Origin of the sequence: Streptomyces sp. NPDC056479, assembly GCF_042795335.1 — a bacterium.
In the GTDB taxonomy this organism is placed as follows: domain Bacteria; phylum Actinomycetota; class Actinomycetes; order Streptomycetales; family Streptomycetaceae; genus Streptomyces.
The window spans coordinates 911,745-938,209 of sequence record NZ_JBHTRZ010000003.1; the positions used below are offsets into that span (position 1 = coordinate 911,745).

A 26,465-nucleotide genomic window follows, 5' to 3' on the forward strand; every position below is an offset into this window, starting at 1 on the left:
CCTACTCGTTGAGTTCGGCCCAGACCGTCTTGCCGCGCCGGGCCTGCCGGGTGCCCCACTGACCGGCGAGCTGGGCGACCAGGAGCAGGCCGCGCCCGCCCTCGTCGAGGGCCCGGGCCCGGCGCATGTGCGGGGTGGTGCTGCCGGCGTCGGTGACCTCGCACAGGAGGGAGCGGTCATGGATGAGGCGCAGGCGGATCGGGGAACGGCCGTAGCGGACGGCGTTGGTGACCAGTTCGCTGACGACCAGTTCGGCGACGAAGCCGAGTTCCTCCAGGCCCCAGGCGGTCAGTTGCCGGGTGACGTCCGAGCGGGCGCGGGCGACGACCGCCGGGTCGGCCTCCAGCTCCCAGGTGGCGACCCGGTCGGCCCCGAGCATCCGGGTGCGGGCGAGGAGCAGGGCGATGTCGTCGTCCGGCCGGGACGGCAGCAGCGCCTCCAGCACGCTGTCGCAGGCCGCCTCCAGGGAGGGCGCCGGGCGGGCGAGGATCTGCCGCAGCGTGGCGAGGCCCGCGTCGATGTCGTGGTCGCGGGTCTCGATCAGACCGTCGGTGCACAGGGCGATCAGGCTGCCCTCGGGCAGCTCGAACTCGACCGTCTCGAACGGCAGCCCGCCCAGTCCCAGCGGCGGCCCGGGCGGCAGATCCAGCAGCTCCGCCGTTCCGTCCCGGACCACCACGGCCGGGGGCACATGCCCCGCTCGGGCCATGGTGCAGCGACGGGAGACGGGGTCGTAGACGGCGTAGAGGCAGGTGGCACCCATGTCTCCGCCGACATCGGCTTCGGGGTCGGCGTCGGGGTCCGAGCACGCTTCGGTGAACAGCCGCAGGACGACGTCGTCCAGGTGGGTCAGCAGCTCGTCGGGCGGCAGATCGATGTCGGCCAGGGTGCGTACGGCGGTCCGCAGCCGGCCCATGGTGGCGGCGGCGCGAATGCCGTGACCGACCACGTCACCCACCACCAGGGCCACCCTCGCGCCGGACAGCGGTATGACGTCGTACCAGTCGCCGCCCACCCCGGCCTCGGAGCTGGCCGGCAGATAGCGGTAGGCGACGTCCACGGCCGACTGCTCCGGCGCCTGCCGGGGCAGCAGGCTGCGCTGGAGGGTGATGACGGTGGCACGGGCGTGGGTGTAGCGGCGGGCGTTGTCCACGGCGACGGCGGCCCTGGCGACGATCTCCTGGGCGAGCAGCAGATCCTCGTCGTCGTACCGCGTGGCGTTGCCGAACCGGTGGAACTCGGCGACGCCCAGCGTGGTGCCCCGGGCGCGCAACGGCACGACCAGGGTCGAGTTGGCTCGCGGCGCGTCCGGCGCCTCGTCGTGCTGCTGCCGGCTGGGCCGCCCGCTTTTCAGGGCGTCCGCGCACGGCGATCCGTCCGGACAGCTGTGGAGCTGCTGCGGCCCGACCTCCGGTTCCGTGACGGCCCCGCCCTCCGGTCCCTGGGCCATCCGGCGCAGCATCAGGGGGCCCTCCCCCGCGGCGTCCCGTCCACGCAGCACGGCATCGAGCAGATCGACGGTGACGAGGTCGGCGAAGTGCTCGGTGGCGAAGTCCGCCAGCTCCTGGGTGGTGCGGGCGATGTCCAGGGTGGTCCCGATGCACATGCTGGCGTCGTTGATCAATGCCGACCGCCACCGCAGCCGTCGGTCCCGCTCCTCCTGGAACGCCACGACGCCCTGCTCCGACACCCGGTCCACATAGGTCGTCGATATCGCGATCAGCTGCCGCGCCGCCTCGCTGACCTGCTCGGCGTCGTCGCTGAGCCGGGAGAGCTCCGCGAGCAGGCGGTCGTTGACGATGCCCTGCGCCAGCCGGAAGGCACGCAGCGTCACGCTCACGGGCGCACCACGCCGGGCCAGTGCCCGCGCCCGATCCACGTCGTGGGACGGCGGCTCGATCCGCTCGGGATCGATGCCTTGCCGAACCCCGTAAAGGGCGGCATCGATGTGATCGGCGACGTTCTCGGAGGCTATCCGGGCCGACTCCGGGTCGTCCCACAGCACGGGCAGTTCGCGCCGCAGGCACTGTTCCACGTCGGCGGCGAGCTCGTCCGTCCGCAAGGCGAGCTCCTGCGCCGCGCGCGACAGAAGACCGCCGGTCATGGGCTCCACACTCACGACGGTACGCCGGTCGCCCGGACGGCTCAGACCGGGCGGGCGAGCGGGCACCGAGCGGCGTCAGCCACCACCGCGCAGTACCCGGGACAGTCCCAGCGCCGCCGTCCGCACGGCGGGCGCCAGCTGGGCCGGGCTGAAGCGGGCGCGCGGGACCGCCACCGAGAGGGCGGCGACCGAGGTGCCGCCGGCGAAGACCGGGGCCGCGATGCAGCTCACGCCGGGGGCGGCCTCCTGCTCCTCGTAGGCGAGGCCGGAGACCCGGGTCTTCTCCAGGGCCATGCGCAGCCGGTCCGGGTCGGTGATCGAGTGGGGCGTCAGGCTCGGCAGCGGCCGGGACAGCACCTCCTCGGTCAGCTCGGCGCCGGAGAACGCCAGCAGGGCCTTGCCGACGCCGGTGCAGGTCAGCGGCAGGCTGCCGCCGATGCGGGAGGGCAGCCGGAGGGCCTCGTGGCCGTGGATGCGCTCCAGGTAGACCACCTCCATGCCGTCGCGGACCCCGAGGTGGACGGTCTCGCGGGTGGCCTCGAACAGGTCCTGCAGGAACGGCAGGGCCGCCTCGCGCAGATCGAGCCTGTGCGGCACCAGCGAGCCGAGCTCGAAGAGCTTCGCCCCCAGCCGGTACCGGTTGCCCGAGCGCTCCAGCCAGCCCAGCCGGACCAGGTCCGTCGCCAGCCGGTGCACCGTGGGCTTGGGCAGGCCGGTGCGCTCCGAGAGTTCCGACAGACGGAACGGACCGCCGCTCGGACTGAAGCTCTCGAGGATGACCGTGGCCTTGTCCAGCATGCTGCCGCTCGTGTTGTTCCGTGTCACGGAACAAAGTTTGGCGCTCGTGCACAGGGCTGTCTATATCGATGGCAACCCGCCATCGACGGGCAACCGCCGTCTCTCGCCGGGCACCCGCCGCCTTCTCCCCGGGCACCCGCCACTTCTCCCCCTGGAGGTATCCCGTGCCGACCGCACCCGACGGCGTCCGACCGGACGCCGCCCCACCGGCCGTCGTGAAGGCCGCCGACCTGCTGGCGGAGGCCGCGCGTACGGGGGCCGCGTGCCCTCCGGTGCGCGAGCTGTTCGACGAGGGCGGCGATCTGGAGACCGCGTACGCCGTTCAGCAGCTGAACGTCCGGCGCGGCCTGGACGCCGGCCGTCGGATCGCGGGCCGCAAGATCGGCCTGACCTCCGTGGCCGTACAGCGCCAACTCGGCGTGGACCGACCCGACTTCGGCGCCCTGTTCGCGGACATGGCCGTACCGGACGGCGGGGAGGTGAGCGCCGAGCGGCTGCTCCAGCCGAAGGTGGAGGCCGAGGTGGCGCTCGTGCTCGGGCGGGACCTGCCGCACCACGCGTGCACGGTCGTCGACGTGCTGCGAGCAGTGGACTTCGCGCTGCCCGCGCTGGAGATCGTCGACAGCCGGGTGCGGGACTGGGACATCTCCCTGGTCGACACGGTCGCGGACAACGCCTCCTGCGGCCTGTACGTCCTCGGCGCGACGCCCGTACCGCTCACCGCCGTCGATCCGCGCACGGTGACGATGACCATGACCCGGGCCGGCGAGACCGTCTCCGAGGGCACCGGCGCCGACTGTCTCGGCAGTCCCCTCAACGCGGCCGTGTGGCTGGCCTCGGCGCTCGCCGAGCGGGGCGATCCGCTGCGCGCGGGTGACCTGGTGCTGACCGGTGCGCTCGGCCCGATGGCGTCCGCCGCGCCAGGGGATGTGTTTGAGGCACATATCTCCGGGCTGGGCTCCGTGCGCGTCGGATTCGCGCGGGAAGGGGACGAGCTGTGAGCACCAAGGTCGCCATCATCGGCTCCGGCAACATCGGAACCGATCTCATGATCAAGATCCTGCGGCTGTCGGAGTCGCTGGAGATCGCGGCGCTGGCCGGCATCGACCCGGCCTCCGACGGCCTGGCCCGCGCCCGCCGCCTGAAGGTCGCCACGACCCACGAGGGCGTCGAAGGGCTTGTCGCCTTGGACGAGTTCGCGGACGTGGAGCTCGTCTTCGATGCGACCTCGGCGGGCGCCCACCGCCACCACGACGAGGTGCTGCGCCCGCTGGGCCGCACTCTGGTCGATCTCACCCCGGCCGCCCTCGGCCCGTACGTCGTCCCGCCGGTCAACGGCGACGACCACCTCGACGCCCCGAACGTCAACATGGTCACCTGCGGCGGCCAGGCCACCATCCCGATCGTCGCGGCCGTCAACTCCGTGACCCCGGTTCACTACGGCGAGATCGTGGCCTCCATCGCCTCCCGCTCCGCGGGCCCCGGCACCCGCGCCAACATCGACGAGTTCACCGAGACCACGTCCTCCGCGGTCGAGCGGGTCGGTGGCGCCGCGCGCGGCAAGGCGATCATCGTCCTCAACCCGGCCGAACCCCCGCTGATCATGCGGGACACCGTGCACTGCCTGGTCTCCGACTGCGCGACGGAGGCGGTCACGGCGTCGGTCGAGAAGATGGCCGGCCGGGTCCAGGCGTACGTCCCCGGCTATCGGCTCAAGCAGAAGGTGCAGTTCGAGCGGGTGGCGTCCGACGACCCGCTGCGCGCCCTCGCGCCCGATGCGGGCGACGCCCTGAAGGTCTCCGTCTTCCTGGAGGTCGAGGGCGCCGCGCACTACCTCCCGGCGTACGCCGGGAACCTCGACATCATGACCTCGGCCGCGCTGCGTACCGCGGAACGCATGGCCGCCCTCCCCCACTCTCGGCTTCCCTCGAGCGGGGGGACCCCCATCACCACGGAGTTGGCGACCCGATGACTCGTCTGTACGTCCAGGACGTGACTTTGAGGGACGGCATGCACGCCGTCCGGCACCGCTACACCGTCGAGCAGGCCCGCGCCATCGCCGCCGCGCTGGACGCCGCCGGGGTGGCCGCGATCGAGATCGCCCACGGCGACGGCCTGGCCGGATCCAGCATCAACTACGGCGTCGGCGCTCACACCGACTGGGAGTGGATCGAGGCGGTGGTGGACGCCACCGAGCATGCGGTGCCCACCACTTTGCTGCTGCCCGGCATCGGCACGCTCCACGACCTCAGGCAGGCACACACCCTGGGCATCCGCTCGGTGCGCGTCGCCACACACTGCACCGAGGCCGACATAGCCGCCCAGCACATGGCCGCCGCCAGGGAGCTGGGCATGGACGTCGCCGGGTTCCTGATGATGTCCCACATGGCCGAACCGGCCGAACTGGCCCGCCAGGCCCAGCTGATGGAGTCGTACGGCGCCCACTGCGTCTACGTCACCGACTCCGGCGGCCGCCTCACCATGGACGGCGTCCGCGACCGCTTGAGCGCCTACCGCGACGTCCTCGACCCGAACACCGAACTCGGCATCCACGCCCACCACAACCTGGCCCTGGGCGTGGCCAACACGGTCGTCGCCGTGGAGAGCGGCGCGGTACGGGTGGACGCCTCACTGGCAGGGCAGGGTGCGGGCGCCGGCAACTGTCCCCTGGAAGCCTTCGTCGCGGTCGCCGACCTCATGGGCTGGGACCACATGTGTGACCTGTTCCCCCTGATGGACGCGGCCGACGATCTCGTACGGCCGCTGCAGGACCGCGAGGTCCGGGTGGACCGCGAGACCCTCAGCCTCGGCTACGCGGGCGTGTACTCCAGCTTCCTGCGGCACGCCGAGACGGCCGCCGCCCGGTACGGCCTGGACACCCGCGGCATCCTCGTGGAAGCGGGCCGCCGGCGGATGGTCGGCGGGCAGGAGGACATGATCACGGACATCGCCTTGGACCTGGTGTCCCGTGCGGCGACCGCGTCCTGACACCGTGTCACGGTCTGCACGCGCCGCGCCCCCGTCGACCGGAGGGACGCGGCGCGCTGCGTTGCGGTGGTGGGCCGGTTCGGGCGTCGCCGTCACGCCTTCGTCAGCGTGACGTTCTTCTTCAGCACCGCGTGAAAACGAGGCAGGGGCAGGCCGCCCAGAGCCTCCGTGGGGGCGAGCTCCACGATCGTGGCCTCGACGTCCGCCTTGCCGTGCTTGAGGGTGGACGGGGAGGGCTTGCTCTTGTTCCGCCAGCGGTGGTTCTTGCCGTCGCACTCCGCGAGGGTGCCGCCGATGGCGTACCGGTTGGTGGAGGCCTGCTGGCCGACGGAGGCGCTCACGAACGTGGGCCCCGTGCTGTCGACGCACTTGTAGGTGCCGGATACGGTGACGGTGCCGTCCGCGGCGATCCGGGGCTTGGCGTCGACGGTCACGGTCTCCTTGGGTTCCGCGGTGGTGTCGGTGTCGGCGGGCGCCGAGGGCGCGGCGACCAGCAGGAGCAGCGCGGCGCCGATGGCGGTGGCGAGGGCGGGACGCAGGGGCATGGGATGACCTCCCGGGTGAGCGGAGTGGGGGCTCCCACTGGTACCCGGCCGGTACGCCCGCCGACGTGACCGTCACCCCTTCGGTGGCGAGTCCGCCCCGACCGTCGTGGATCGGTCAGAGAGTTGTCCGCGTGTTGTCACGGTCCATGGCGGGCCGTTCCGATGAGTTCGCAACGAGAGCATGGTCTACCCATATGGACGACCCACACGGCTCGTCCGCCCTATGTGGAGGTGTGCCATGTGTTCCCACCAGCCTTCATGCCCGTCCTCCGACATTCGCAGCACCCACGTGGTGGCCGCACACCCCGAGCAGGGCTGGAGCCTGCTGTGCGACGGCGCCATCGTGTTCGACGACAGCGGTGAGCTGCTGCCCGACGGCCGTGTCGTCGCACCGCACCGGGTGCCGGCCGAGCGTCTCGCCATGGCGGCGTGAGCGACTCCGACGGCCTGTGAACGGGATCTACGGCAGCACGGCGAACCCGTCGAGCTCCACCAGCGCCTCCTCGTCCCACAGGCGCACGACCTCGACCACCGCCATCGCCGGATAGTCACGCCCCGCCAACTTCCGCCAGATACCGCCGAGTTCGACGGCATGGGTGCGATAGGCCGCGACGTCGGTGGCATAGACGGTGACCCGGGCGAGGTCGGCCGGCGTTCCACCGGCCGCCACGAGCGCGGCCAGCAGATTGGTCAGGGCCCGCTCGAACTGCTCGGCAAGGGTGTCGCCGGTCACCTTCCCATCGGTGTCGAGGGCGGTCTGACCGGCCAGGAACACGACCCGTGAGCCGGTGGCGACGACCGCGTGGGAAAAGCCGGTGGGCGGGGAGAGATCGGGCGGGTTGACGCGTTCGGCAGTCACTGGCCGGCCTCCATGTTCGCGTACAACTCCTTCGCGATGATGCCGCGTTGGACCTCGCTGGCGCCCTCGTAGATACGTGGGGCGCGCACCTCACGGTAGAGGTGTTCGAGCAGATGGCCGCGGTGCAGGGCGCGCGCACCATGCAGTTGGACGGCCTTGTCGACGACGTACTGCGCGGTCTCGGTGGCGAGCAGTTTCGCCATCGCCGCGCGCTTGGGGACGTCCCCGCCGCCTTCGTCGTACGCCGTCGCCGCCGCGTACACCATGAGGCGGGCCGCGTCCGTGCGCAGGGCCATCTCGGCGACCTGGTGGGCGACCGTCTGCAGATCCTTCAACTTGCCGCCGAACGCGTCCCGTCCGGCCGTGTGGGCGAGGGTCGCGTCCAGGGCCGCCTGCGCCATGCCGACGGCGAAGGCACCGACGCTGGGCCGGAACAGGTTGAGGGTGCCCATGGCGACCCGGAAACCGCGGTCGGGCTCGCCCAGCACGTCGTCGGCGGTGATGGGGACGGCGTCGAAGTCGAGGGTGCCGATGGGGTGCGGGGACAGCATGTCGAGGCCCGCGCCGGCGAGGCCTGGGCGGTCGGCGGGGACCAGGAACGCGGTGACGCCGCGGGCGCCGGCAGCGGGGGTGGTGCGGGCGAAGACGGTGTAGAAGTCGGCCTCGGGGGCGTTGGAGATCCAGCACTTCTCACCGGTGAGCCGCCAGCGGGCGGGGCCGTCGGGCTCGGCCGTCAGTGCGGCGCCCGGCGTCTCCCCCGGCCCGCCCGGCCGCGAGGTGTCCCGTTGCGCGTGCAGCTCCAGCGCCGCCGCGTCCGACCCCGCCCCCGGCTCGCTCAGCGCGAAGGCCGCCACCGCGCTGCCCTCGGCCACCTTTGGCAGCCAGCGCTCCCGCTGGGCGGGGGTGCCGTGGGCATGCACGGGATGCGCGCCCAGGCCCTGCAGGGCCAGCGCGGTCTCCGCCTCCGTGCAGGCGTAGGCGAGTGACTCCCGCATCAGGCACAGGTCGACCGCTCCGGAGGTGAACAGCCGCTCCAGCAGGCCCAGTCGACCGAGCTCGGCGACCAGCGCGCGGTTGACGTGCCCCGGTTCGCCCTTCTCCGCGAGCGGACGCAGCCGTTCGGCGGCCACGGTGCGCAACTCGGCGCACCATGCGGTTTGTGGTGGATCGAGCGAGAATGCGGGCATTGCCGACCTCCCTGCGGAGCCGTCCACGACGGGCCCTCTCGACGGACCTCCTCGACGGTATCGCGCACCATTGACTGCCGTCACCAACACGATACGCTCCCTGTGCGAGCCCACCACGACGCCCACAAGGCAGCCCACAAGGCAAGGGGGCGAACCGCCATGGCCGGTCTGCACCGCTCCGCGCACGTCGACAGCTTCGCCCGCGAGCATCTGCCACCGCCCGACGAGTGGCCCGAGCTGCACTTCGACCTGCCGGGACTGCGTTACCCCGAACGGCTCAACGCCGCCGCCGAGCTGCTCGACGGCCCCGACGACGAGCGGCCCGTCTTCCACACCCCATCCGGCGCCACATGGACGTACGGCACGCTGCGCACCCGCGTCGACCGCCTCGCACATGTGCTCACCAACCACCTCGGCGTCGTCCCCGGCAACCGGGTGCTGCTGCGCGGCCCGACCACGCCCTGGCTGGCCGCCTGCTGGCTGGCGGTGCTGAAGGCGGGCGCGGTCGCCGTCACCGTGCTGGCCCAGCAGCGGCCGCACGAGCTGCGGACCATGTGCGAGATCGCCCAGGTGCGGCACGCGCTGTGCGACATCCGCGCCGTCGACGACCTCGCCAAGGCCGAGATACCCGGCCTGCGCATCGCGACGTACGGCGGCGACGCCCCCGACGACCTGCTGCACCTCCCAGCGCCCGACGCCCCCTACCCGGCCGCCGACACCGCGGCCGACGACGTCGCCCTCATCGCGTTCACCTCCGGGACCACCGGACGGCCCAAGGGCTGTATGCACTTCCACCGGGACGTGCTCGCGATAGCCGACACCTTCTCGGAACATGTGCTGCAACCACATGTGGGCGATGTCTTCGCCGGCAGTCCCCCACTCGGCTTCACCTTCGGCCTCGGCGGACTCGTCGTCTTCCCGATGCGGGCCGGCGCCAGCGCCCTGCTCCTCGAACAGGCAGGCCCCAAGCAGTTGTTGCCCGCCATCGCCGAACACCGGGTGTCCGTGCTGTTCACCGCGCCGACGGCGTATCGCGCGATGCTGGACGAGCTCGACTCGTACGACATCTCCTCCCTGCGCCGCTGTGTCTCCGCGGGCGAGAACCTGCCCACCGCCACCTGGCAGACCTGGCACGAGCGGACCGGGCTGCGGGTCATCAACGGCATCGGCGCCACCGAGCTGCTGCACATCTTCATCTCGGCCGCCGACGAGCACATCAGGCCCGGGACCACGGGTGTGCCGGTACCGGGGTGGCAGGCGCGCGTGGTCGACGACGAGGGCCGGGACGTGCCCGACGGGGAGCCCGGACTGCTCGCCGTGCGCGGCCCGGTGGGCTGCCGCTATCTCGCCGACCCTCGGCAGCGCGAGTACGTGCGCCACGGCTGGAACATCACCGGCGACACCTACGTCCGGGAGAGTGACGGCTATTTCCGCTACGTGGCCCGCGCGGACGACATGATCATCTCGGCCGGGTACAACATCGCGGGCCCGGAGGTCGAGGAGGCGCTGCTGCGCCATCCGGATGTGCTGGAGACGGCGGTGGTGGGGCGGCCGGACGAGGCGCGCGGACGGATCGTGGTGGCATACGCGGTGCTCAGGGAGGGCGCGCGCCGGGACGCGGAAGCGCTGCGCACCTTCGTCAAGGACGAGCTGGCGCCGTACAAATGCCCCCGTGAGATCGTCTTCATGGACGCGCTGCCGCGCACCGCGACCGGCAAGCTCCAACGGTTCCGGCTGCGCGACGGCAATGAGGCGAGAAGTGACCAGCAGTGATCCGCACGACCTAAGATGATCAACGTGTCCGACCAGCATGCACCACGGTCTCTCATCGTCACGCTCTACGGCGCCTACGGCCGCCACATGTCCGGCCCGGTACCGGTCGCCGAGCTGATCAGACTGCTGGCCGCGGTCGGCGTGGACGCCCCTTCGGTGCGTTCGTCGGTGTCGCGGCTGAAGCGGCGCGGGCTGCTGCTGCCGGCCCGTACGGCGCAGGGCGCGGCCGGCTATGAACTCTCCCCGGACGCCCGCCAGTTGCTCGACGACGGTGACCGCCGTATCTACAGCGCCGCGCCGCCCGACGACGAGGGCTGGGTGCTCGCGGTGTTCTCGGTGCCGGAGTCGGAGCGGCAGAAGCGGCATGTGCTGCGCTCCCGGCTGGCCGGGCTCGGCTTCGGAACGGCGGCGCCGGGCGTGTGGATCGCGCCCGCGCGGCTCTACGAGGAGGCCCGGCACACCCTGCAGCGGCTGCGCCTGGAGGAGTACGTCGACTTCTTCCGCGGTGAGCATCTCGGCTTCACGCCGACCGTCGAGGCCGTCGCCCGCTGGTGGGACCTGGCCGCGATCGCCAAGGAGCACGACGCGTTCCTCGACCGCCACGCGCGCGTGCTGCACGACTGGGAGCGCCGGGCCGACACCCCGCCCGAGGAGGCGTACCGCGACTATCTCCTCGCCCTGGACTCCTGGCGCCATCTCCCCTACACCGACCCGGGCCTGCCGGCCCGGCTGCTGCCCGGGGACTGGCCGGGCGCGCGCTCGGCCGCCGTCTTCCGGGGACTGCACGAGCGGCTGCGGGACTCGGGGGCGAAGTACACCGGCCTGTGACCTCGGGCACATCATGCGCCACTAACGGAACCCTCAGGTTCCTCTGTACCTCCTCTCAAGTTTCTTACCTAGCGTCCATCGGGTCGTCCGCAGGTAAGGAATGAGGACTGTTGCGCATGACCAGCACGCCAAGAGCCCAGGGAGGCACGGTCTGGCTGACGGGGCTGCCGAGTGCGGGCAAGACCACGATCGCCCGTCTGCTCGGTGACCGGCTGAGGACCGAGGGACATCGCGTGGAGGTCCTCGACGGCGACGAGATCCGCCGTTTCCTCTCCGCGGGCCTGGGCTTCTCGCGGGCGGACCGCAACACCAACGTGCAGCGCATCGGCCTGGTCTCGGAGGTGCTCGCGCGCAACGGCGTGCTGTCCGTCGTCCCGGTCATCGCCCCGTACGCCGACAGCCGCGAGGCCGTCCGCAAGCGGCACGCGGCGAGCGGGACGCCGTACATCGAGGTGCATGTGGCGACCCCGGTCGCGGTGTGCAGCGAGCGGGACGTGAAGGGGTTGTACGCCAGGCAGGCGGCAGGGCACCTGTCCGGGCTGACGGGTGTCGACGACCCGTACGAGCCGCCGGCCGACCCGGCGCTGGTGCTCAAGACCCAGGACCAGACTCCGAACGAGTCGGCGGACGCCGTCTACGCGGTGCTCGCGGAACGGGGGTTGGTGTGACCGTGTCCCCTCTCTCGCACCTGGACGCGCTGGAGTCCGAGTCGGTGCACATCTTCCGCGAGGTGGCGGGCGAGTTCGAGCGGCCGGTGATCCTGTTCTCCGGCGGCAAGGACTCCATCGTCATGCTGTACCTGGCGCTCAAGGCGTTCACGCCGGCGGCGATCCCCTTCTCGCTGCTCCATGTGGACACGGGACACAACTTTCCTGAGGTCATCGACTACCGCGACCGTGTGGTGGGCGCACATGGGCTCCGGCTCCATGTGGCCTCCGTACAGGACTACATCGACCGCGGGGTGCTGCGCGAACGCCCGGACGGGACGCGGAATCCGCTCCAGACGCGGCCGCTGACGGAGCGGATCCAGAGCGAGAAGTTCGACGCGGTGTTCGGCGGCGGGCGGCGCGACGAGGAGAAGGCCCGGGCCAAGGAGCGGGTGTTCAGCCTGCGCGACGAGTTCTCGCAGTGGGACCCGCGCCGGCAGCGGCCCGAGCTGTGGAACCTGTACAACGGCCGGCACGCTCCCGGCGAGCACGTGCGCGTGTTTCCGCTGTCCAACTGGACCGAGCTGGACGTGTGGCAGTACATGGCTCGTGAGCACATAGAGCTCCCGAACATCTACTACGCCCATCAGCGCGAGGTGTTCCGGCGCAACGGCATGTGGCTGACGGCGGGTGACTGGGGCGGGCCTCGCGAGCACGAGGTCGTGGAGAAACGACAGGTCCGCTATCGCACGGTCGGCGACATGTCCTGCACCGGTGCGGTGGACTCCGAGGCCGACACCATCGAGAAGGTGATCGACGAGATCGCCGCCTCCCGGCTCACCGAGCGCGGCGCCACCCGCGCCGACGACAAGATGTCCGAGGCCGCGATGGAAGACCGCAAGCGCGAAGGGTACTTCTAGTCATGACCGTTGACACGCTTCGGTTCGCCACCGCGGGCTCAGTCGACGACGGCAAGTCCACCCTGGTCGGCCGACTGCTGCACGACTCCAAGGCGGTTCTCGCCGACCAGCTGGAGGCCGTGGAGGCCGCCTCCCGCAAGCGCGGCCGGGACGCGCCCGACCTGGCGCTGCTCACCGACGGCCTGCGCGCCGAGCGCGAGCAGGGCATCACGATCGACGTGGCGTACCGCTACTTCGCGACGCCGCGCCGCCGGTTCATCCTCGCCGACACACCGGGCCATGTGCAGTACACCCGCAACATGGTCACCGGCGCCTCCACCGCCGAGCTGGCGATCATCCTGGTCGACGCCCGCCACGGCGTTGTCGAGCAGACCCGCCGGCATGCCGCCGTGGCCGCCCTGCTCCGGGTGCCGCACCTCGTGCTCGCCGTCAACAAGATGGACCTGGTGGGCTACGAGCAGCGGGAGTTCGAGCGCATCGTCGAGGACTTCGCGCGCCACGCGGCCGAGCTGGACCTGCCCGGCTTCACCCCGATCCCGGTCTCGGCGCTGGTCGGCGACAACGTCGTGACACGCTCGGCCCACATGGACTGGTACGGCGGCCCGGCGCTCCTGAAGTTCCTGGAGACGGTCCCCGTCTGCGCCGACCCGGCCGACGCGCCCGCCCGCTTCCCCGTCCAGTACGTCATCCGGCACGGCGAAGTCCGCCACTACGCGGGCCAGTTGGCGTCGGGCGCGCTACGGGTCGGCGACCGCGTGACCGTGCACCCGTCCGGCCAGACGTCCGAGATCACCGGCATCGACGTACTGGGCAGGGACGTCGCCGTGGCCCAGGCCCCGCAGTCGATCAGCATCCGCCTCGCCGACCAGCGGGACGTCTCGCGCGGGGACATGATCACCGCGGGCGTCGACGTCCCGGCGCTCACGCAGGAGGCACGCGCGGCGGTCTGTCATCTGGCCGACCGCCCGCTGAAGGTGGGTGACCGCGTGCTGGTCAGGCACACGACGCGGACCGTGAAGGCGATCGTCACGGACCTGGCCGGCGCCGCCGAACTGACTTCGAACGACCTGGGCCGGATCACCCTGCGTACCGCCGAACCGCTGGCGCTGGACGACTACGCGGTCTCCCGGCGCACCGGCGCGTTCCTCCTGATCGACCCGGCGGACGGCACGACGCTGACCGCGGGGATGGTCGAGCTGTAGAACCCCTTCGCCCTCAAGTCCCCAGTGTCAGCCGGGGCTTGGGGGCGTCCGTGCGTCCGGTCTGCGGGCGCCGGCTGCCCGCCCGGTACGGGGTCGGCCAGAGGACGCCGGGACCGTCGTAGCCCTGCTCGGCCGCCGCGTGCAGCGTCCAGTGCGGGTCGTACAGGTGCGGACGGGCCAGGGCGCACAGGTCCGTACGGCCCGCGAGGATCAGGGAGTTGACGTCGTCCCAGGACGAGATCGCGCCGACCGCGATCACCGGCACACCGATGTCGTGCCGGATCCGGTCGGCGTACGGCGTCTGGTACGACCGTCCGAACTCCGGCCGCTCGTCGGCCACGACCTGTCCGGTCGACACGTCGATCGCGTCGGCGCCGTGCGCGGCGAAGGCGCGGGCGATCTGGACGGCGTCCTCGGCACTCGTGCCGCCCTCGGCCCAGTCGGTGGCGGAGATACGGACGGTCATCGGCCGCTCCTCGGGCCATACGCTCCGTACGGCGTCGAAGACCTCCAGCGGGAAGCGGAGCCGCTTCTCCAGGGTGCCGCCGTAGGCGTCGGTGCGGAGGTTGGTGAGCGGGGAGAGGAAGCCGGAGAGCAGATAGCCGTGCGCGCAGTGGAGTTCGAGCAGGTCGAATCCGGCCCGGGCGGCGCGCCAGGCGGCAGCGGTGAACTGTTCGCGGATGTCGGTGAGTTGGGCGCGGGTCAGCTCCCGGGGAGTCTGACTGTACGGCTTGTAGGGGATCGGGGACGCGGCCACGAGCGGCCAGTTGCCGTCCTCCAGCGGCTCGTCCATGCCCTCCCACATCAGCTTCGTCGAGCCCTTGCGCCCACTGTGGCCGAGCTGCACACCGATGGCGGTGCCGGGCGACCGGGCGTGCACGAACTCGACGATCCGTCGCCAGGAGTCGGCCTGTCTGCCGCTGTAGAGGCCGGTGCAGCCGGGGGTGATGCGTCCCTCCGGGCTGACGCACACCATCTCGGTCATCACCAGGCCGGCGCCGCCGAGGGCACGGGCGCCGAGATGGACGAGGTGGAAGTCGCCGGGGACGCCGTCCGTGGCGGAGTACATGTCCATCGGGGACACCACGACCCGGTTGCGCAGGGTCAGGCCGCGCAGCCGGAACGGGGTGAACATCGGCGGTGTGCCGGGCGGGCAGCCGTGGTCGCGTTCCACGGCCTCGGTGAAGCGGGCGTCGCGCAGGCGCAGATTGTCGTGGGTGACGCGGCGGCTGCGGGTGAGCAGGTTGAAGGCGAACTGGCGGGACGGCTGGTCGAGGTAGAGGCCGAGGTTCTCGAACCACTCCAGGCTGGCGCGGGCGGCGCGTTGTGTGGAGGCGACGACCGGCTTGCGCTCCTCCTCGTAGGCGCTCAGAGCGGCGGCGATGTCCGGCTGTTCCTCCAGAGTGGCGGCGAGGGCGAGCGCGTCCTCGACGGCCAGCTTGGTGCCCGAGCCGATGGAGAAGTGGGCGGTGTGTGCGGCGTCGCCGAGCAGGACGGTGTTGCCGTTCGACCAGTGCTCGTTGACGACCGTCCGGAAGGTGGTCCAGGCCGACTTGTTGGACTTCAGCGGCCGTCCGCCGAGCGCGTCCGCGAAGATCTTGGCGCAGCGCGCCGTCGACTCCTGCTCGTCGAGTTCGTCGAACCCGGCGGCTCGCCACACCTCCTCGCGCATCTCCACGATGACGGTGGAGGCGTCGGCCGCGTACGGGTAGCCGTGCAGCTGCATGACGCCGTGCTCGGTCTCCGCGATCTCGAATCGGAAGGCCTCGAAGGCGAAGTCGGCGGCCAGCCATATGTAGCGGCAGTGGTGTGCGGCCACGTGGGGGCGGAACACATGGGTGTAGGCCTCGCGAGTGGTGCTGTTCACCCCGTCCGCGGCGATGACCAGGTCGTATGTCTCGGCGAGCCAGGCCGGGTACGGGGCCTCCGTGCGGAAGCGGAGGTCCACGCCGAGCGCGTGGCAGCGGTCGTGCAGGATCTCCAGGAGGCGCTTTCTGCCGAGGGCCGCGAAGCCGTGCCCTCCGGAGGTCTGGCGGGTGCCTCGATGGACGATGTCGATGTCGTCCCAGCGGACGAATTCCTCGCGCAGTGCCGCGTAGACCACCGGGTCGGCGTGTTCGATGCCGCCGAGGGTTTCGTCGGAGAGGACCACCCCGAAGCCGAAGGTGTCGTCGGGGGCGTTGCGTTCCCAGACGGTCACTTCACGGGTGGGGTCCAGGCGTTTCAGCAGGGCCGCGGCGTAGAGGCCGCCGGGGCCGCCGCCGATGATCGCCACGCGCAGCGCCGCGCCGGCCGCGGATTCGGCACGGTCGCTTGTCCCTTGGGTGGGCACCATCACCGCCCCCTCCATTTGGGAGGCCGCTTCTCCGTGAACGCCGCGTGGAACTCCGCGTAGTCCTCGCCGTTCATCAGCAGGGCCTGCGTCGACGCGTCCATCTCCACCGCCGCCGCCAGCGGCATGTCCAGCTCGGCCGTGAGCAGCGCCTTGGTCTGGGCGTACGCCAGTGCCGGTCCGTCGGCCAGGCGGCGGGCCAGGGCCTGGGCGGCCTCGTCGGCGTGGCCCTCGTCCGTCAGTTCGCTGATCAGGCCGATCCGCTCGGCCTCCGGCGCCCGAACCGAGTCGCCGAGCATGAGCAGCCGGGTGGCATGGCCGAGGCCCACGACCCTCGGCAGCAGATAGGCCGCGCCCATGTCGCCGCCGGACAGACCGACCCGGGTGAAGAGGAAGGCGAAGCGGGTGGTGGGGTCGGCGACCCGGAAGTCGGCCGCGAGGGCCAGTACGGCACCCGCCCCCGCCGCCACCCCGTGCACCGCCGCGATCACCGGGAACGGGCACTCCCGTACGGCCCGTACAACCTGCCCGGTCATCCGGTTGAAGTCGAGCAGCTGGGCGGTGTCCATGGACAGGGTCGCGCCGATGATCTCGTCGACGTCACCGCCGGAGCAGAACCCACGCCCCTCGCCGGCCAGCACCAGGGCCCGTACCGCCTTCTCCCTCGACAGCTCGGCGAGCAGATCGCGCAGGTCGGCGTAGGCGCCGAAGGTGAGCGCGTTGAGCTTCTCGGGGCGGGCGAGGGTGACGGTGGCGACTCCGTCGGTGTGCTCGACCCGCAGATGCTCCCAGTCGGAGGTGCGGGCGGCGGAGCCGGTGAAGGGACTCATGACGTGCGGCCTCCTCGGGCGGACGGCGGGCACTGCCTCAGTGAGCTCTGCCCTTCGAGCTCTTCCCTTCGAAGCTATCACCCTTCTTTGACTGTCGTCATGGGCGCGCAATAAGCCAGTTTCCGAGCGCGACAGGCCGGTCTCACCACGACCGCGACAGGCCGGCCCCATCACCACCGCGACGGGCGGGCGCACCGTGACCTGGCCCGGTCACATCCGTCACGGCTCGGCGACACCCGCGTAACGGCGGGATCGGCCGCGCGAGGCCGACCGTTCATCTGGGTAAGCCGCACAACAGTCGGGGCCGAAGGTCCCGAACGGCGCCCACCGAGCGGTCTCGCCGGGTGGCGCCGTACCATTCATAAGGTTGAAAGCAGGACAGCCTGCTCATGAACGGACACGCCTTGCACGATCGCTCCCCAGCCTCCGCCTCCTGGCGTATCGCGCTGCCGCACACCACCGCGGCCGTGCCCGTCGCGCGCGCACTGGTGCGGACGGCGCTGGCCGAGCTGGAGCACGGCGCCTGCACCGACACCGCCGAGCTGCTCACCGCGGAGCTGGTCGCGAACGCCGTGGAGCACACCGCGGGCAACGGCCCGATAGAGCTGGTCGTGGAGCTGCTGCCGTCCGGCTGCCAGGTGGAGGTCCACGATCCGGACCCGGCTCCACCGGGCAATCTGACCCGCCCCACCGCCGGCGACCCCGACCCCTGGCAGGAACACGGCCGCGGTCTGCTCCTGATCCGCACCCTGAGCTCGTCCTGCGGTCACCGCCCGACACACTCGGGCAAGGCGGTGTGGTTCAGGCTGCCGGTGGTACCGGCTCAGCGCCGGGCGGTCTGACGGACCGAGGACGCGGGGAACAGCGCGACCCAGCTCCCACGACCCCTCACCCCAGCGTCGCCACCAGGACGGCCTTGATCGTGTGCATCCGGTTCTCCGCCTCGTCGAAGACCACGGAGTGCTCCGACTCGAAGACCTCGTCGGTCACCTCGAGGGAGTCCAGACCGTAGGTCTCGAAGATCTCGCGTCCCACCTTGGTGCCGAGGTCGTGGAAGGCCGGCAGACAGTGCAGGAACTTGACGTCCGGGTTGTCGGTCGCGCGCAGGACGTCCATGGTCACCGCGTAGGAGCCGAGGGCGGCGATCCGCGTCTCCCACACCTCCTTCGGCTCCCCCATGGACACCCACACATCGGTGGCGATGAAATCGGCCGCGAGAACCCCTTCGTCGACCTTCTCGGTGAGCGTGATCCGGGCCCCGCTGGTCTCGGCGAGCTCCAGGGCACGGCCGATGACCTGCCGTGAGGGCCAGTAGGCCTGGGGCGCCACGATCCGTACGTCCATCCCGAGCAGCGCACCGGTGATCAGATACGAGTTCCCCATGTTGAAGCGGGCGTCGCCGAGGTACGCGAAGGTGATCTCCCTGGGCGGCTTGCCGCTGTGCTCCGTCATCGTCAGCACGTCGGCGAGCATCTGCGTGGGGTGCCAGTCGTCGGTCAGCCCGTTGTAGACGGGCACGCCGGCGAAGCCTGCCAGCTCCTCCACCTTCGCCTGGCTGTCCCCGCGGTACTCGATGCCGTCGTACATCCGGCCGAGCACGCGCGCGGTGTCCTTCACGGACTCCTTGTGCCCGATCTGCGAACCCGAGGGGTCGAGATAGGTCGTGGAGGCGCCCTGGTCGGCGGCCGCGACCTCGAACGCGCAGCGCGTACGCGTCGAGGTCTTCTCGAAGATCAGCGCGATGTTCCTGCCCCGCAGATACCGTGTCTCGACCCCGGCCTTCTTGGCCGCCTTCAGCTCGGCGGCCAGCTCGACCAGCCCGAGGAACTCCTGCTCGGTGAAGTCGAGCTCCTTGAGGAAGTGGCGGCCGGCGAGGGCGGTCGGGACAGTCGCCATGGGGGCGCTCCAGAGGTACGGGTACAAGGGCCCTGGAAGTCTATACGACGTTCAGAATTAATATACGGGCGCACGTTCGACCGGACAGCTCATGCACCGCGGCCCGCCCCTCCCGCGCCCCAGCTCGCTCCCCGGAATCTCGATCACCTCGATGCCCTGCTTGCGCAGATGCGTGTTGGTGGTGGAGTTGCGTTCGTAGGCGACGACGACACCCGGCTCGACGGCCAGCACGTTGCACCCGTCGTCCCACTGCTCACGCTGGGCGGAGTGCACGTCCTGGGTCGCGGTGAGGACGCGGATCTCGCTGAGCCCGAGGGCGGCGGCGATCGCACGGTGCATGTGCTCCGGCGGATGGTCGGTGACCTTCAGCTCCTTTTCGCCGGTTCCCGGTTCGATGGTGTACGAGCGGAGCATGCCGAGGCCGGCGTACTGGGTGAAGACGTCGCCGTCGACCATCGTCATCACGGTGTCGAGATGCATCAGGGCACGCTTCTTGGGCATGTCGAGGGCCACGATCGTGTGCGCAGAGCCGGCGGCGAAAAGCTTGTGGGCGAGCATCTCGACGGCCTGCGGAGTGGTCCGCTCGCTCATACCGATGAGCACCGCGCCGTTGCCGATCACCAGGACGTCCCCGCCCTCGATGGTGGAGGGGTAGTCGGCCTGTCCCTCGGACCAGACGTGGAACGTTTCGTCACGGAACAGCGGGTGGTGCCGGTAGATCGCCTCGAAGTGCACGGTCTCGCGCTGCCGGGCGGGCCAGCGCATGGCGTTGACGGAGACACCGTCGTAGATCCAGGCGGAGGTGTCGCGGGTGAAGAGGTGATTGGGCAGGGGCGCGAGCAGGAAGTCGTCGAGCTCCATGACATGGAAGCGCACGGAGGTCGGCTCGAGGTGCGCCTCCAGGAACTCCCGCTTGGTCATGCCGCCGACGAGCGCCTCGGCCAGTTCGGGCGCGGGCAGGCTTTCGAAGGCCGCACGGAGATGGTCGGTGGCGAGCACCCCGTACTCCTTCTCGTCGAAGACCCGGTCCAGGACGAGCTTCCGGGCCGCCGGGATCGCCAGGGCCTCGGTGAGCAGGTCGCCGAAGAGGTGGACGGTGACCCCGCGGTCACGCAGCACGTCGGCGAACCCGTCGTGCTCGGCGCGCGCCCGGCGCACCCACAGCACGTCGTCGAAGAGCAGGGCGTCCTTGTTGCTGGGGGTGAGCCTTTTGAGCTCGAGATCCGGCCGGTGGAGTATGACGCGGCGCAGCCGCCCGGCCTCGGAGTCGACATGGAATCCCATGCCTCCATCCTGACCAACGGGGGCCGCGTTCACCCCCAACTTGCCGCCAACTTCTTTTCGTCCCCTTGACGACAAGCAGGTCAGGCGATTATCGTCTGAATGACGAAAAAGAGGGGGCTTCATGGCCGACATCACCCGGCGCCTGGGCTGGCGCCATCTGCGCGGCGCGCCCACGGCGCACATCCGCCACCACCGCGGCGGAAAGCTCCTGCATGACGGCCCCGGGCTCAGCTTCTGGTTCCGGGCACTGACCGCCGCGATCTCCGAAGTCCCGGTCGACGACCGGGAGTTGGCGATGACCTTTCATGCCCGTACGTCCGACTTCCAGGACGTGGCCGTACAGGCGACGGTCACCTACCGGATCAGCGACCCGGCCCTGGCCGCCGCCCGCCTCGACTTCTCGATCGACCCGGACACGGGCGCCTGGCGCACGGCTCCCCTGGAGCAGCTCGGCACCCTGCTCACCGAGACGGCGCAGCAGCACGCGCTGGACGTCCTGTCGCGTACACCGCTGTCGGCGGCGCTCGTGGACGGCGTGACGGCCGTACGGGAGCGGATCGCACAGGGCCTGGCCGGGGAGCCCAGACTCCCCGCGACCGGCATCGAGGTGGTCGCCGTACGCGTCGTGGCACTGCGCCCGGAACCGGAGGTGGAGCGGGCGCTGCGCACCCCGGCCCGCGAGCAGATCCAGCAGGGGGCGGACCGGGCGACGTACGAGCGCCGGGCGGTCGCCGTCGAGCGCGAGCGCGCCATCGCCGAGAACGAACTGGCCAGCCAGATCGAACTCGCCCGCCGCGAGGAGCAGTTGGTGGACCAGCGCGGCACGAACGCGCGCCGCGAGGCCGAGGAGCACGCGGCCGCGGACGCCGTCAGGGCCGAGGCGGAGGCGGCACGGACGGTACGGCTCGCGGAGGCGGAGGCCACCCGGTCCGTACGGCTGGCCCGGGCGGAGGCCGAGGGCGCGCGTGAGGTCGGTGCGGCCCGGGCGCAGGCGCAGGCGGCCTGGCTGCGGGTGCACGCCGAGGTGGACGTGGCGACGCTGCACGCGCTGACCGGGACGCGGCTGGCGGAGAACCTGCCGCAGATCGACAGCGTGACGGTGTCGCCGGACGTGCTGACCGGACTGCTCGCCAGGCTGGGAGCCCGGGAGTGAGTCTCGCCCCCCGGGTCGTGCTCGTCCATCGCACCTCGGAGTACGAGGAGTTGGTGGCCCGGCACGGCACCCACGGCCAGGCCGCCTTTTTCCTCGCGTCCCGGGGCCGCGACATCGAGGAGGTCGCCGAACGCCACCGCCGTACGCGAAAGGCGCTCACGGAGGTGACCTCGGCGATCCCGCTGGCCTGGCGTCAGAGCCGGGTGGAGCGGGCCGACCTGGACCGGTTCCTGTTCGCGCCGGAGGACGTCGTGGTCGTGGTCGGGCAGGACGGCCTGGTCGCGAACGTGGCCAAGTACCTCGACGGGCAACCGGTGCTGGGCATCGACACCGATCCCGGCCGCAACCCCGGCGTCCTGGTGCGTCACCGTCCGGCGGACGCGGCGAAGTTGTTCGCGTCCACGCAATCCGGAAGGGGGGTCTTCGACGAACTCACCATGGTCGAGGCCGTCGCCGACGACACCCAACGCCTCGTGGCACTGAACGAGATCTACCTGGGCGTCGCCGGACATCAGACGGCCCGATACCGCCTGGGCCTGGAGGACGACGGGGGTGTCGTCGAGGCCCAGGCTTCGTCCGGGGTGATCGTCGGCACGGGGACGGGGGCGACCGGCTGGATCCGGTCGGTGTGGCAGGAGCGGGGCCGGCGACTGCGGTTGCCCGCCCCGACGGAGGAGCGCCTGCTGTGGTTCGTCAGGGAGGCCTGGCCGTCCCCGGCCACCGGTACGTCACTGGTGGCCGGGGAACTCCCGGCGGCGGCCCTGCTCCATCTCACCGTCGAGTCCGAGCGGCTGGTCGCCTTCGGGGACGGGATGGAGACGGACGCGGTGGAGCTGACCTGGGGCCAGACGGTCCGGGTGGGCGTGTGCCGCCGGCGGCTGCGACTGGTCGACTGACCGTCACAGCCGGGGGTCCACCGGCTCCGACTCCAGTGCCAGCACCCCGAACACCGCCTCGTGCACACGCCACAGCGGCTCGCCCTCCGCCAGCCGGTCCAGAGCCTCCAGACCGAGCGCGTACTCGCGGATGGCGAGCGAGCGCTTGTGGTTGAGGAACCGCTTGCGCAGACGGTCCAGGTTGTCCGGGCGGGTGTACTCCGGGCCGTAGATGATCCGGAGGTACTCGCGGCCCCGGCACTTGATGCCGGGCTGGACCAGCCGTCCCTCACCGCTTCGCACCACCGCACCGATCGGCTTGACGACCATGCCCTCGCCGCCCCGGCCCGTCATCTCCAGCCACCAGTCGACGCCGGCCCGCACCGACTCCGGGTCGCCGGTGTCGACGTACAGCCGCCGGGTCGTCTGGAGCAGGCCCGTGCCGTCGTGCTCCACCAGCCGGTCGAGCAGCGCGAGCTGCTCGTCGTGCGGCAGTGCGGCGAGGCTGCGGCCCTGGACCGCCAGGATCTGGAACGGGGCCAGGCGTACACCGTCCAGGCCGTCCGTCGTCCAGCAGTACCGGCGGTACGCCTCGGTGAACGCGGCCGCGTCCGAGGCCCGTTCGCGCTGCCGTGCCAGCAGGTCCGACACATCGACACCGCGCTCCGAGGCACCCTGAAGCGCGGCCAGCGCACCGGGGAACGCCGCCCCGGAGGCGGCGCCGACCGCCGCGTACTGCGAGCGCAGCAGACCCGAGGCCTTCAGCGACCACGGCATCAGCTCGGCGTCGAGCAGCAGCCAGTCGGTCTCGAGCTCGTCCCACAGCCCCGCCTCGCCGATCGCCGCCCGGAGCCGTTCGAGGATCGTCTCCGTCATCGACTCGTCGTCGAGGAACGGACGGCCGGTACGGGTGTAGAGGGAGCCGGTCGGGCCTCCCCCGCTCTCGGCTACGCTCGAGCGGGAGGTGCCCCCAACGCCGAAGCGCTTGCGTGCCGCCTCGGCGTCCCGGCACACCAGGGCCACCGCGCGCGAACCCATGTGCTTCTCCTCGCACACGACCCGCTCGACCCCGTCCGCCGCATACTGCGCGAAGGCTTCCGCCGGGTGCTCCAGGTAGCCGTCGATGTGACTCGTGGCCGTGGGCGCCATGGTCGGCGGGAGGTACGGCAGCAGGCGCGGGTCGACGGCGAAACGGCTCATGACCTCCAGAGCCGCCGCCGCGTTCTCCTCACGGATCGCGACCCGGCCCTGGTGCCGGGTCTCCACGACCCGGCGCCCGTGCACGTCCGCCAGGTCCAGCGGCCGGCCGTCGTGCCCGCCCGGCGCCTCCGCCCGCAGCGGCTTGGCCGGCTCGTACCAGACCTTCTCGGCCGGTACGTCGACCAGCTCCCGCTCCGGCCAGCGCAGCGCGGTCAGCTTGCCGCCGAAGACGGCGCCGGTGTCCAGGCAGATGGTGTTGTTCAGCCAGGTGGCCTCCGGGACCGGAGTGTGGCCGTACACCACGGCCGCACGGCCCCGGTAGTCCTCGGCCCACGGGTAGCGCACCGGCAGTCCGAACTCGTCGGTCTCCCCGGTGGTGTCGCCGTACAGCGCGTGCGAGCGCACCCGCCCGGACGTACGGCCGTGGTACTTCTCCGGCAGACCGGCGTGGCAGACCACCAGCCGCCCGCCGTCGAGGACGTAGTGGCTGACGAGCCCGTCGATGAACTCCCGTACCTCCGCGCGGAACTCCTCGCTCTCGGTCTCCATCTGCTCGACGGTCTCGGCGAGTCCGTGCGTGTGCTGGACCTTGCGGCCCTTGAGGTAACGGCCGTACTTGTTCTCGTGGTTGCCCGGCACGCACAGCGCGTTGCCCGACTTCACCATCGACATCACGCGGCGCAGCACACCGGGGCTGTCCGGGCCGCGGTCGACGAGGTCGCCGACGAAGACGGCGGTACGGCCGTCGGGGTGTACTCCGTCGGCGTAGCCCAGCCCGGCCAGCAGCGACTCCAGTTCGGACGCGCAGCCGTGGATGTCGCCGACGATGTCGAAGGGGCCGGTGAGGTGGGTGAGGTCGTTGAAGCGCTTCTCGGTGACGACGGTGGCGTTCTCGACGGCCTCCACACCGCGCAGGACGTGGACCTTGCGGAAGCCCTCTCGCTCCAGCTGCCTGATCGACCGGCGCAGTTCGCGGATGTGCCGCTGGATGACCCGGCGCGGCATGTCGGCCCGGTCGGTACGGGACGCGTTGCGCTCGGCGCACACCTCCTCGGGGACGTCGAGCACGATGGCTATCGGCAGCACGTCGTACTGCCGCGCGAGCTCGATCAGCTGCCGCCGGGAGTCCTGCTGCACGCTGGTGGCGTCGACGACCGTACGGCGGCCGGCGGCCAGGCGCTTGCCCGCGATGTAGTGCAGGACGTCGAAGGCGTCCCGGGTCGCGCTCTGATCGTTCTCGTCGTCGGAGACCAGGCCGCGGCAGAAGTCGGAGGAGATGACCTCGGTGGGCTTGAAGTTCCGCCGGGCGAAGGTGGACTTGCCGGAGCCGGAGGCACCGACGAGGACGACCAGGGAGAGGTCGGTGACGGGCAGGACACGCCCGTTCGTCGCCTGAGTCATGCGGCCTTCGCCTCCTTCTCGTCGTTGCCGGTCATCACGGCTGTGCTCATTTCGAAAACGGCCATCTGTGTCGGCGGCCCCACCTCGGGGTCGTCGGGCCCCACCGGCACGAACTCCACGCCGTACCCATGCCGTTCGGCGACCGCCCGCGCCCACGCGCGGAACTCCTCGCGCGTCCACTCGAACCGGTGGTCGCCGTGCCGGACGTGCCCGGCGGGCAGGGACTCCCAGCGGACGTTGTACTCGACGTTCGGCGTGGTCACCAGAACCGTCCGGGGGCGCGCGGCGCCGAACACCGCGTACTCCAGGGCGGGCAGCCGGGGCAGGTCGAGGTGTTCGATGACCTCGCTGAGCACGGCGGCGTCGTAGCCCTTGAGGCGGTTGTCGGTGTAGGCCAGGGAGCTCTGGAAGAGCTTCACGCGCGAGGCCTGCCGCTCCCCCATCCGGTCCAGCTTCAGCCGCCGCCCGGCGATGGTGAGCGCCCGCATCGACACGTCCACGCCCACGATCTCGGTGAACACCGGTTCCTTGAGCAGCGCCTGCACCAACTGGCCCTGCCCGCATCCGAGATCGAGCACGCGCGCGGCACCGGACGCCCTGAGCGCGGCCATGATCGCGTCCCGTCGCTGCACGGCGAGCGGGGTCGGCTTCTCCTCGACCTCGCTCTCGGCCTCGACGGCGTTGTCGATGTCCTCGACCTCGCTGTCGTCGGCCTCCGCGAGCCGCACCAGCTCCAGCCGCTCCATCGCCTCACGGGTCAGCGACCAACGGCGCGACAGATACCGGCTGGTGATCAGCTTGTGCTCCGGATGGTCCGGCAGCCAGCCCTCACCGGCCCGCAGCAACTTGTCGACCTCGTCGGAGGCGACCCAGTAGTGCTTGGCGTCGTCGAGGACGGGGAGCAGGACGTAGAGGTGGCGCAGCGCCTCGGCGAGGGTCAGCGCCTCCGCCTCCAGCACGAGCCGCACATAGCGCGAGTCGCCCCACTCGGGGAACTGCACGTCCAGCGGCACGGGCTCGGCGGTCACGGCCCAGCCGAGCGGCTCGAACAGCCGCCGCACGAGCTCCTGGCCGCCTCGGGCCGGCAGCGCGGGCACCTCGATGCGCAGGGGCAGCGGCTGGGCGGCGCGCTCGGGCCGCGCGTTGCACACGCCCCGCATCGCGCTGGAGAACACGGCGCTGAGCGCGACCGCGAGCAGCGAGGACGCCGCGTACGGACGGTCGTTCACATACTGCGCGAGCGCCGCGTCGGGCGCCCCGCCCCGGCCCTTGCCCTTGCCCCGCCGGACCAACGCCACCGCGTCGACCTCCAGTAGCAGCGCCGCCGTGCAGCGCTCGGTGTCCGCCTCCGGGTAGAGGATGTGGGCGGTGCCGTAGGAGGTGGAGAACTTTTGCGCCTTCTCGGGATGCTTGTGCAGCAGGAAGCCGAGATCGGTGGCGGGGCGTTCTGCGGTGCCGGTGGTGGTGATCGTCAGGAACACGTGGTCGGCCTTCGAATAGGGTCTGAGCTGCGCCTGTGCGCCGCCTGTACAAGTTACCGAGCACAGGTCGGAACCACCTGGGGTTTTTACCCGTCCCTGCCCACACCACGGCCCCCGGGCAGGACGCTCCCGAGGGCCGCGAGCCGAAATGCGCCGGACCGA

23 protein-coding genes are annotated in these 26,465 nt (G+C 71.3%); 12 read left to right on the forward strand and 11 right to left on the reverse strand.

The annotated features are described in order from the left end of the window. Position 1: 1 nt before the first annotated feature. Both ACFQ6S_RS15510 and ACFQ6S_RS15515 read right to left on the reverse strand, forming a co-directional pair. The gene (locus tag ACFQ6S_RS15510; protein ID WP_383408638.1) at positions 2 to 2,104 is read right to left on the reverse strand and encodes a SpoIIE family protein phosphatase; all 2,103 of its coding nucleotides are present in this window, start codon (positions 2,102 to 2,104) and stop codon (positions 2 to 4) included. Between the two features lie 75 nt (positions 2,105 to 2,179). Then, complete coding sequence (locus tag ACFQ6S_RS15515) at positions 2,180 to 2,902, reverse strand: IclR family transcriptional regulator (RefSeq protein WP_383409285.1); 723 nt, start codon at positions 2,900 to 2,902, stop codon at positions 2,180 to 2,182. Between the two features lie 164 nt (positions 2,903 to 3,066). Between ACFQ6S_RS15515 and ACFQ6S_RS15520 the strand changes: the two genes are divergently transcribed. Genes ACFQ6S_RS15520 through dmpG form a run of 3 tightly spaced genes read left to right on the forward strand, consistent with a single transcriptional unit; the run spans position 3,067 to position 5,890 of the window. After that, the gene (locus ACFQ6S_RS15520; RefSeq protein WP_383408641.1) at positions 3,067 to 3,903 is read left to right on the forward strand and encodes a 2-keto-4-pentenoate hydratase; all 837 of its coding nucleotides are present in this window, start codon (positions 3,067 to 3,069) and stop codon (positions 3,901 to 3,903) included. Beyond that, positions 3,900 to 4,874, forward strand: coding sequence for an acetaldehyde dehydrogenase (acetylating) (locus ACFQ6S_RS15525; RefSeq protein ID WP_383408644.1), 975 nt, complete (start codon positions 3,900 to 3,902; stop codon positions 4,872 to 4,874). Before ACFQ6S_RS15520 ends, ACFQ6S_RS15525 begins: the two co-directional genes overlap by 4 nt. Beyond that, the gene (gene dmpG, locus ACFQ6S_RS15530; protein ID WP_383408647.1) at positions 4,871 to 5,890 is read left to right on the forward strand and encodes a 4-hydroxy-2-oxovalerate aldolase; all 1,020 of its coding nucleotides are present in this window, start codon (positions 4,871 to 4,873) and stop codon (positions 5,888 to 5,890) included. Before ACFQ6S_RS15525 ends, dmpG begins: the two co-directional genes overlap by 4 nt. Positions 5,891 to 5,982: 92 nt before the next feature. On the opposite strand, the gene ACFQ6S_RS15535 is transcribed toward dmpG, so the two are convergent. Next, positions 5,983 to 6,435, reverse strand: coding sequence for a DUF6299 family protein (locus ACFQ6S_RS15535; RefSeq protein WP_383408650.1), 453 nt, complete (start codon positions 6,433 to 6,435; stop codon positions 5,983 to 5,985). Positions 6,436 to 6,673: 238 nt separating this feature from the next. Between ACFQ6S_RS15535 and ACFQ6S_RS15540 the strand changes: the two genes are divergently transcribed. Then, positions 6,674 to 6,868 (forward strand): DUF5999 family protein, encoded by a 195-nt coding sequence (locus ACFQ6S_RS15540; RefSeq protein ID WP_383408653.1) that lies wholly within the window; start codon positions 6,674 to 6,676, stop codon positions 6,866 to 6,868. A gap of 27 nt (positions 6,869 to 6,895) precedes the next feature. On the opposite strand, the gene ACFQ6S_RS15545 is transcribed toward ACFQ6S_RS15540, so the two are convergent. Both ACFQ6S_RS15545 and ACFQ6S_RS15550 read right to left on the reverse strand, forming a co-directional pair. After that, complete coding sequence (locus tag ACFQ6S_RS15545) at positions 6,896 to 7,294, reverse strand: RidA family protein (RefSeq protein WP_383408656.1); 399 nt, start codon at positions 7,292 to 7,294, stop codon at positions 6,896 to 6,898. Further along, positions 7,291 to 8,481: an acyl-CoA dehydrogenase family protein gene (locus ACFQ6S_RS15550; protein WP_383408659.1), complete on the reverse strand. Its 1,191-nt coding sequence runs from the start codon at positions 8,479 to 8,481 to the stop codon at positions 7,291 to 7,293. Before ACFQ6S_RS15550 ends, ACFQ6S_RS15545 begins: the two co-directional genes overlap by 4 nt. 159 nt (positions 8,482 to 8,640) lie before the next feature. On the opposite strand from ACFQ6S_RS15550, the gene ACFQ6S_RS15555 reads away from it, so the two are divergent. From ACFQ6S_RS15555 to ACFQ6S_RS15575, 5 genes are all read left to right on the forward strand, one after another. Continuing rightward, positions 8,641 to 10,254 carry an AMP-binding protein gene (locus ACFQ6S_RS15555; RefSeq protein ID WP_383408661.1) on the forward strand — a complete coding sequence of 538 codons (1,614 nt, stop codon included), beginning with the start codon at positions 8,641 to 8,643 and terminating at the stop codon, positions 10,252 to 10,254. A gap of 15 nt (positions 10,255 to 10,269) precedes the next feature. Next, positions 10,270 to 11,082, forward strand: coding sequence for a PaaX family transcriptional regulator C-terminal domain-containing protein (locus tag ACFQ6S_RS15560; protein WP_383408664.1), 813 nt, complete (start codon positions 10,270 to 10,272; stop codon positions 11,080 to 11,082). A gap of 116 nt (positions 11,083 to 11,198) precedes the next feature. After that, positions 11,199 to 11,750 (forward strand): adenylyl-sulfate kinase, encoded by a 552-nt coding sequence (gene cysC, locus ACFQ6S_RS15565; RefSeq protein ID WP_383408667.1) that lies wholly within the window; start codon positions 11,199 to 11,201, stop codon positions 11,748 to 11,750. Then, positions 11,747 to 12,649 carry a sulfate adenylyltransferase subunit CysD gene (cysD, locus tag ACFQ6S_RS15570; protein WP_383408670.1) on the forward strand — a complete coding sequence of 301 codons (903 nt, stop codon included), beginning with the start codon at positions 11,747 to 11,749 and terminating at the stop codon, positions 12,647 to 12,649. Before cysC ends, cysD begins: the two co-directional genes overlap by 4 nt. A gap of 2 nt (positions 12,650 to 12,651) precedes the next feature. Continuing rightward, positions 12,652 to 13,851, forward strand: coding sequence for a sulfate adenylyltransferase subunit 1 (locus tag ACFQ6S_RS15575; protein ID WP_383408672.1), 1,200 nt, complete (start codon positions 12,652 to 12,654; stop codon positions 13,849 to 13,851). A gap of 13 nt (positions 13,852 to 13,864) precedes the next feature. Here ACFQ6S_RS15575 and ACFQ6S_RS15580 read toward each other — a convergent pair whose 3' ends face one another. After that, a complete protein-coding gene (locus ACFQ6S_RS15580; RefSeq protein WP_383408675.1) occupies positions 13,865 to 16,186 on the reverse strand; it encodes a bifunctional salicylyl-CoA 5-hydroxylase/oxidoreductase in 2,322 nt (773 codons plus the stop codon). Beyond that, positions 16,186 to 17,013, reverse strand: coding sequence for an enoyl-CoA hydratase family protein (locus tag ACFQ6S_RS15585; RefSeq protein WP_383408678.1), 828 nt, complete (start codon positions 17,011 to 17,013; stop codon positions 16,186 to 16,188). Before ACFQ6S_RS15585 ends, ACFQ6S_RS15580 begins: the two co-directional genes overlap by 1 nt. Positions 17,014 to 17,402: 389 nt before the next feature. Here ACFQ6S_RS15585 and ACFQ6S_RS15590 point away from each other — a divergent pair, with 389 nt between their 5' ends. After that, complete coding sequence (locus ACFQ6S_RS15590) at positions 17,403 to 17,855, forward strand: ATP-binding protein (protein WP_383408682.1); 453 nt, start codon at positions 17,403 to 17,405, stop codon at positions 17,853 to 17,855. Positions 17,856 to 17,901: 46 nt separating this feature from the next. On the opposite strand, the gene argF is transcribed toward ACFQ6S_RS15590, so the two are convergent. Beyond that, positions 17,902 to 18,909 (reverse strand): ornithine carbamoyltransferase, encoded by a 1,008-nt coding sequence (gene argF / locus ACFQ6S_RS15595; protein WP_383408684.1) that lies wholly within the window; start codon positions 18,907 to 18,909, stop codon positions 17,902 to 17,904. Positions 18,910 to 18,966: 57 nt separating this feature from the next. Then, the gene (locus ACFQ6S_RS15600) at positions 18,967 to 20,193 is read right to left on the reverse strand and encodes an arginine deiminase (RefSeq protein ID WP_383408687.1); all 1,227 of its coding nucleotides are present in this window, start codon (positions 20,191 to 20,193) and stop codon (positions 18,967 to 18,969) included. A gap of 121 nt (positions 20,194 to 20,314) precedes the next feature. Between ACFQ6S_RS15600 and ACFQ6S_RS15605 the strand changes: the two genes are divergently transcribed. After that, a complete protein-coding gene (locus ACFQ6S_RS15605; protein WP_383408690.1) occupies positions 20,315 to 21,346 on the forward strand; it encodes an SPFH domain-containing protein in 1,032 nt (343 codons plus the stop codon). Beyond that, positions 21,343 to 22,242 carry a hypothetical protein gene (locus tag ACFQ6S_RS15610; protein WP_383408693.1) on the forward strand — a complete coding sequence of 300 codons (900 nt, stop codon included), beginning with the start codon at positions 21,343 to 21,345 and terminating at the stop codon, positions 22,240 to 22,242. The genes ACFQ6S_RS15605 and ACFQ6S_RS15610 overlap by 4 nt, the downstream gene beginning before the upstream one ends. A 3-nt stretch (positions 22,243 to 22,245) precedes the next feature. Here the strand turns inward: ACFQ6S_RS15610 and ACFQ6S_RS15615 are convergent, their stop codons facing one another. Beyond that, entirely contained in the window at positions 22,246 to 24,822 is a 2,577-nt protein-coding gene (locus tag ACFQ6S_RS15615) for a polynucleotide kinase-phosphatase (protein WP_383408695.1), read from the reverse strand. Continuing rightward, positions 24,819 to 26,303 carry a 3' terminal RNA ribose 2'-O-methyltransferase Hen1 gene (locus ACFQ6S_RS15620; RefSeq protein WP_383408698.1) on the reverse strand — a complete coding sequence of 495 codons (1,485 nt, stop codon included), beginning with the start codon at positions 26,301 to 26,303 and terminating at the stop codon, positions 24,819 to 24,821. Before ACFQ6S_RS15620 ends, ACFQ6S_RS15615 begins: the two co-directional genes overlap by 4 nt. Positions 26,304 to 26,465 lie beyond the last annotated feature (162 nt).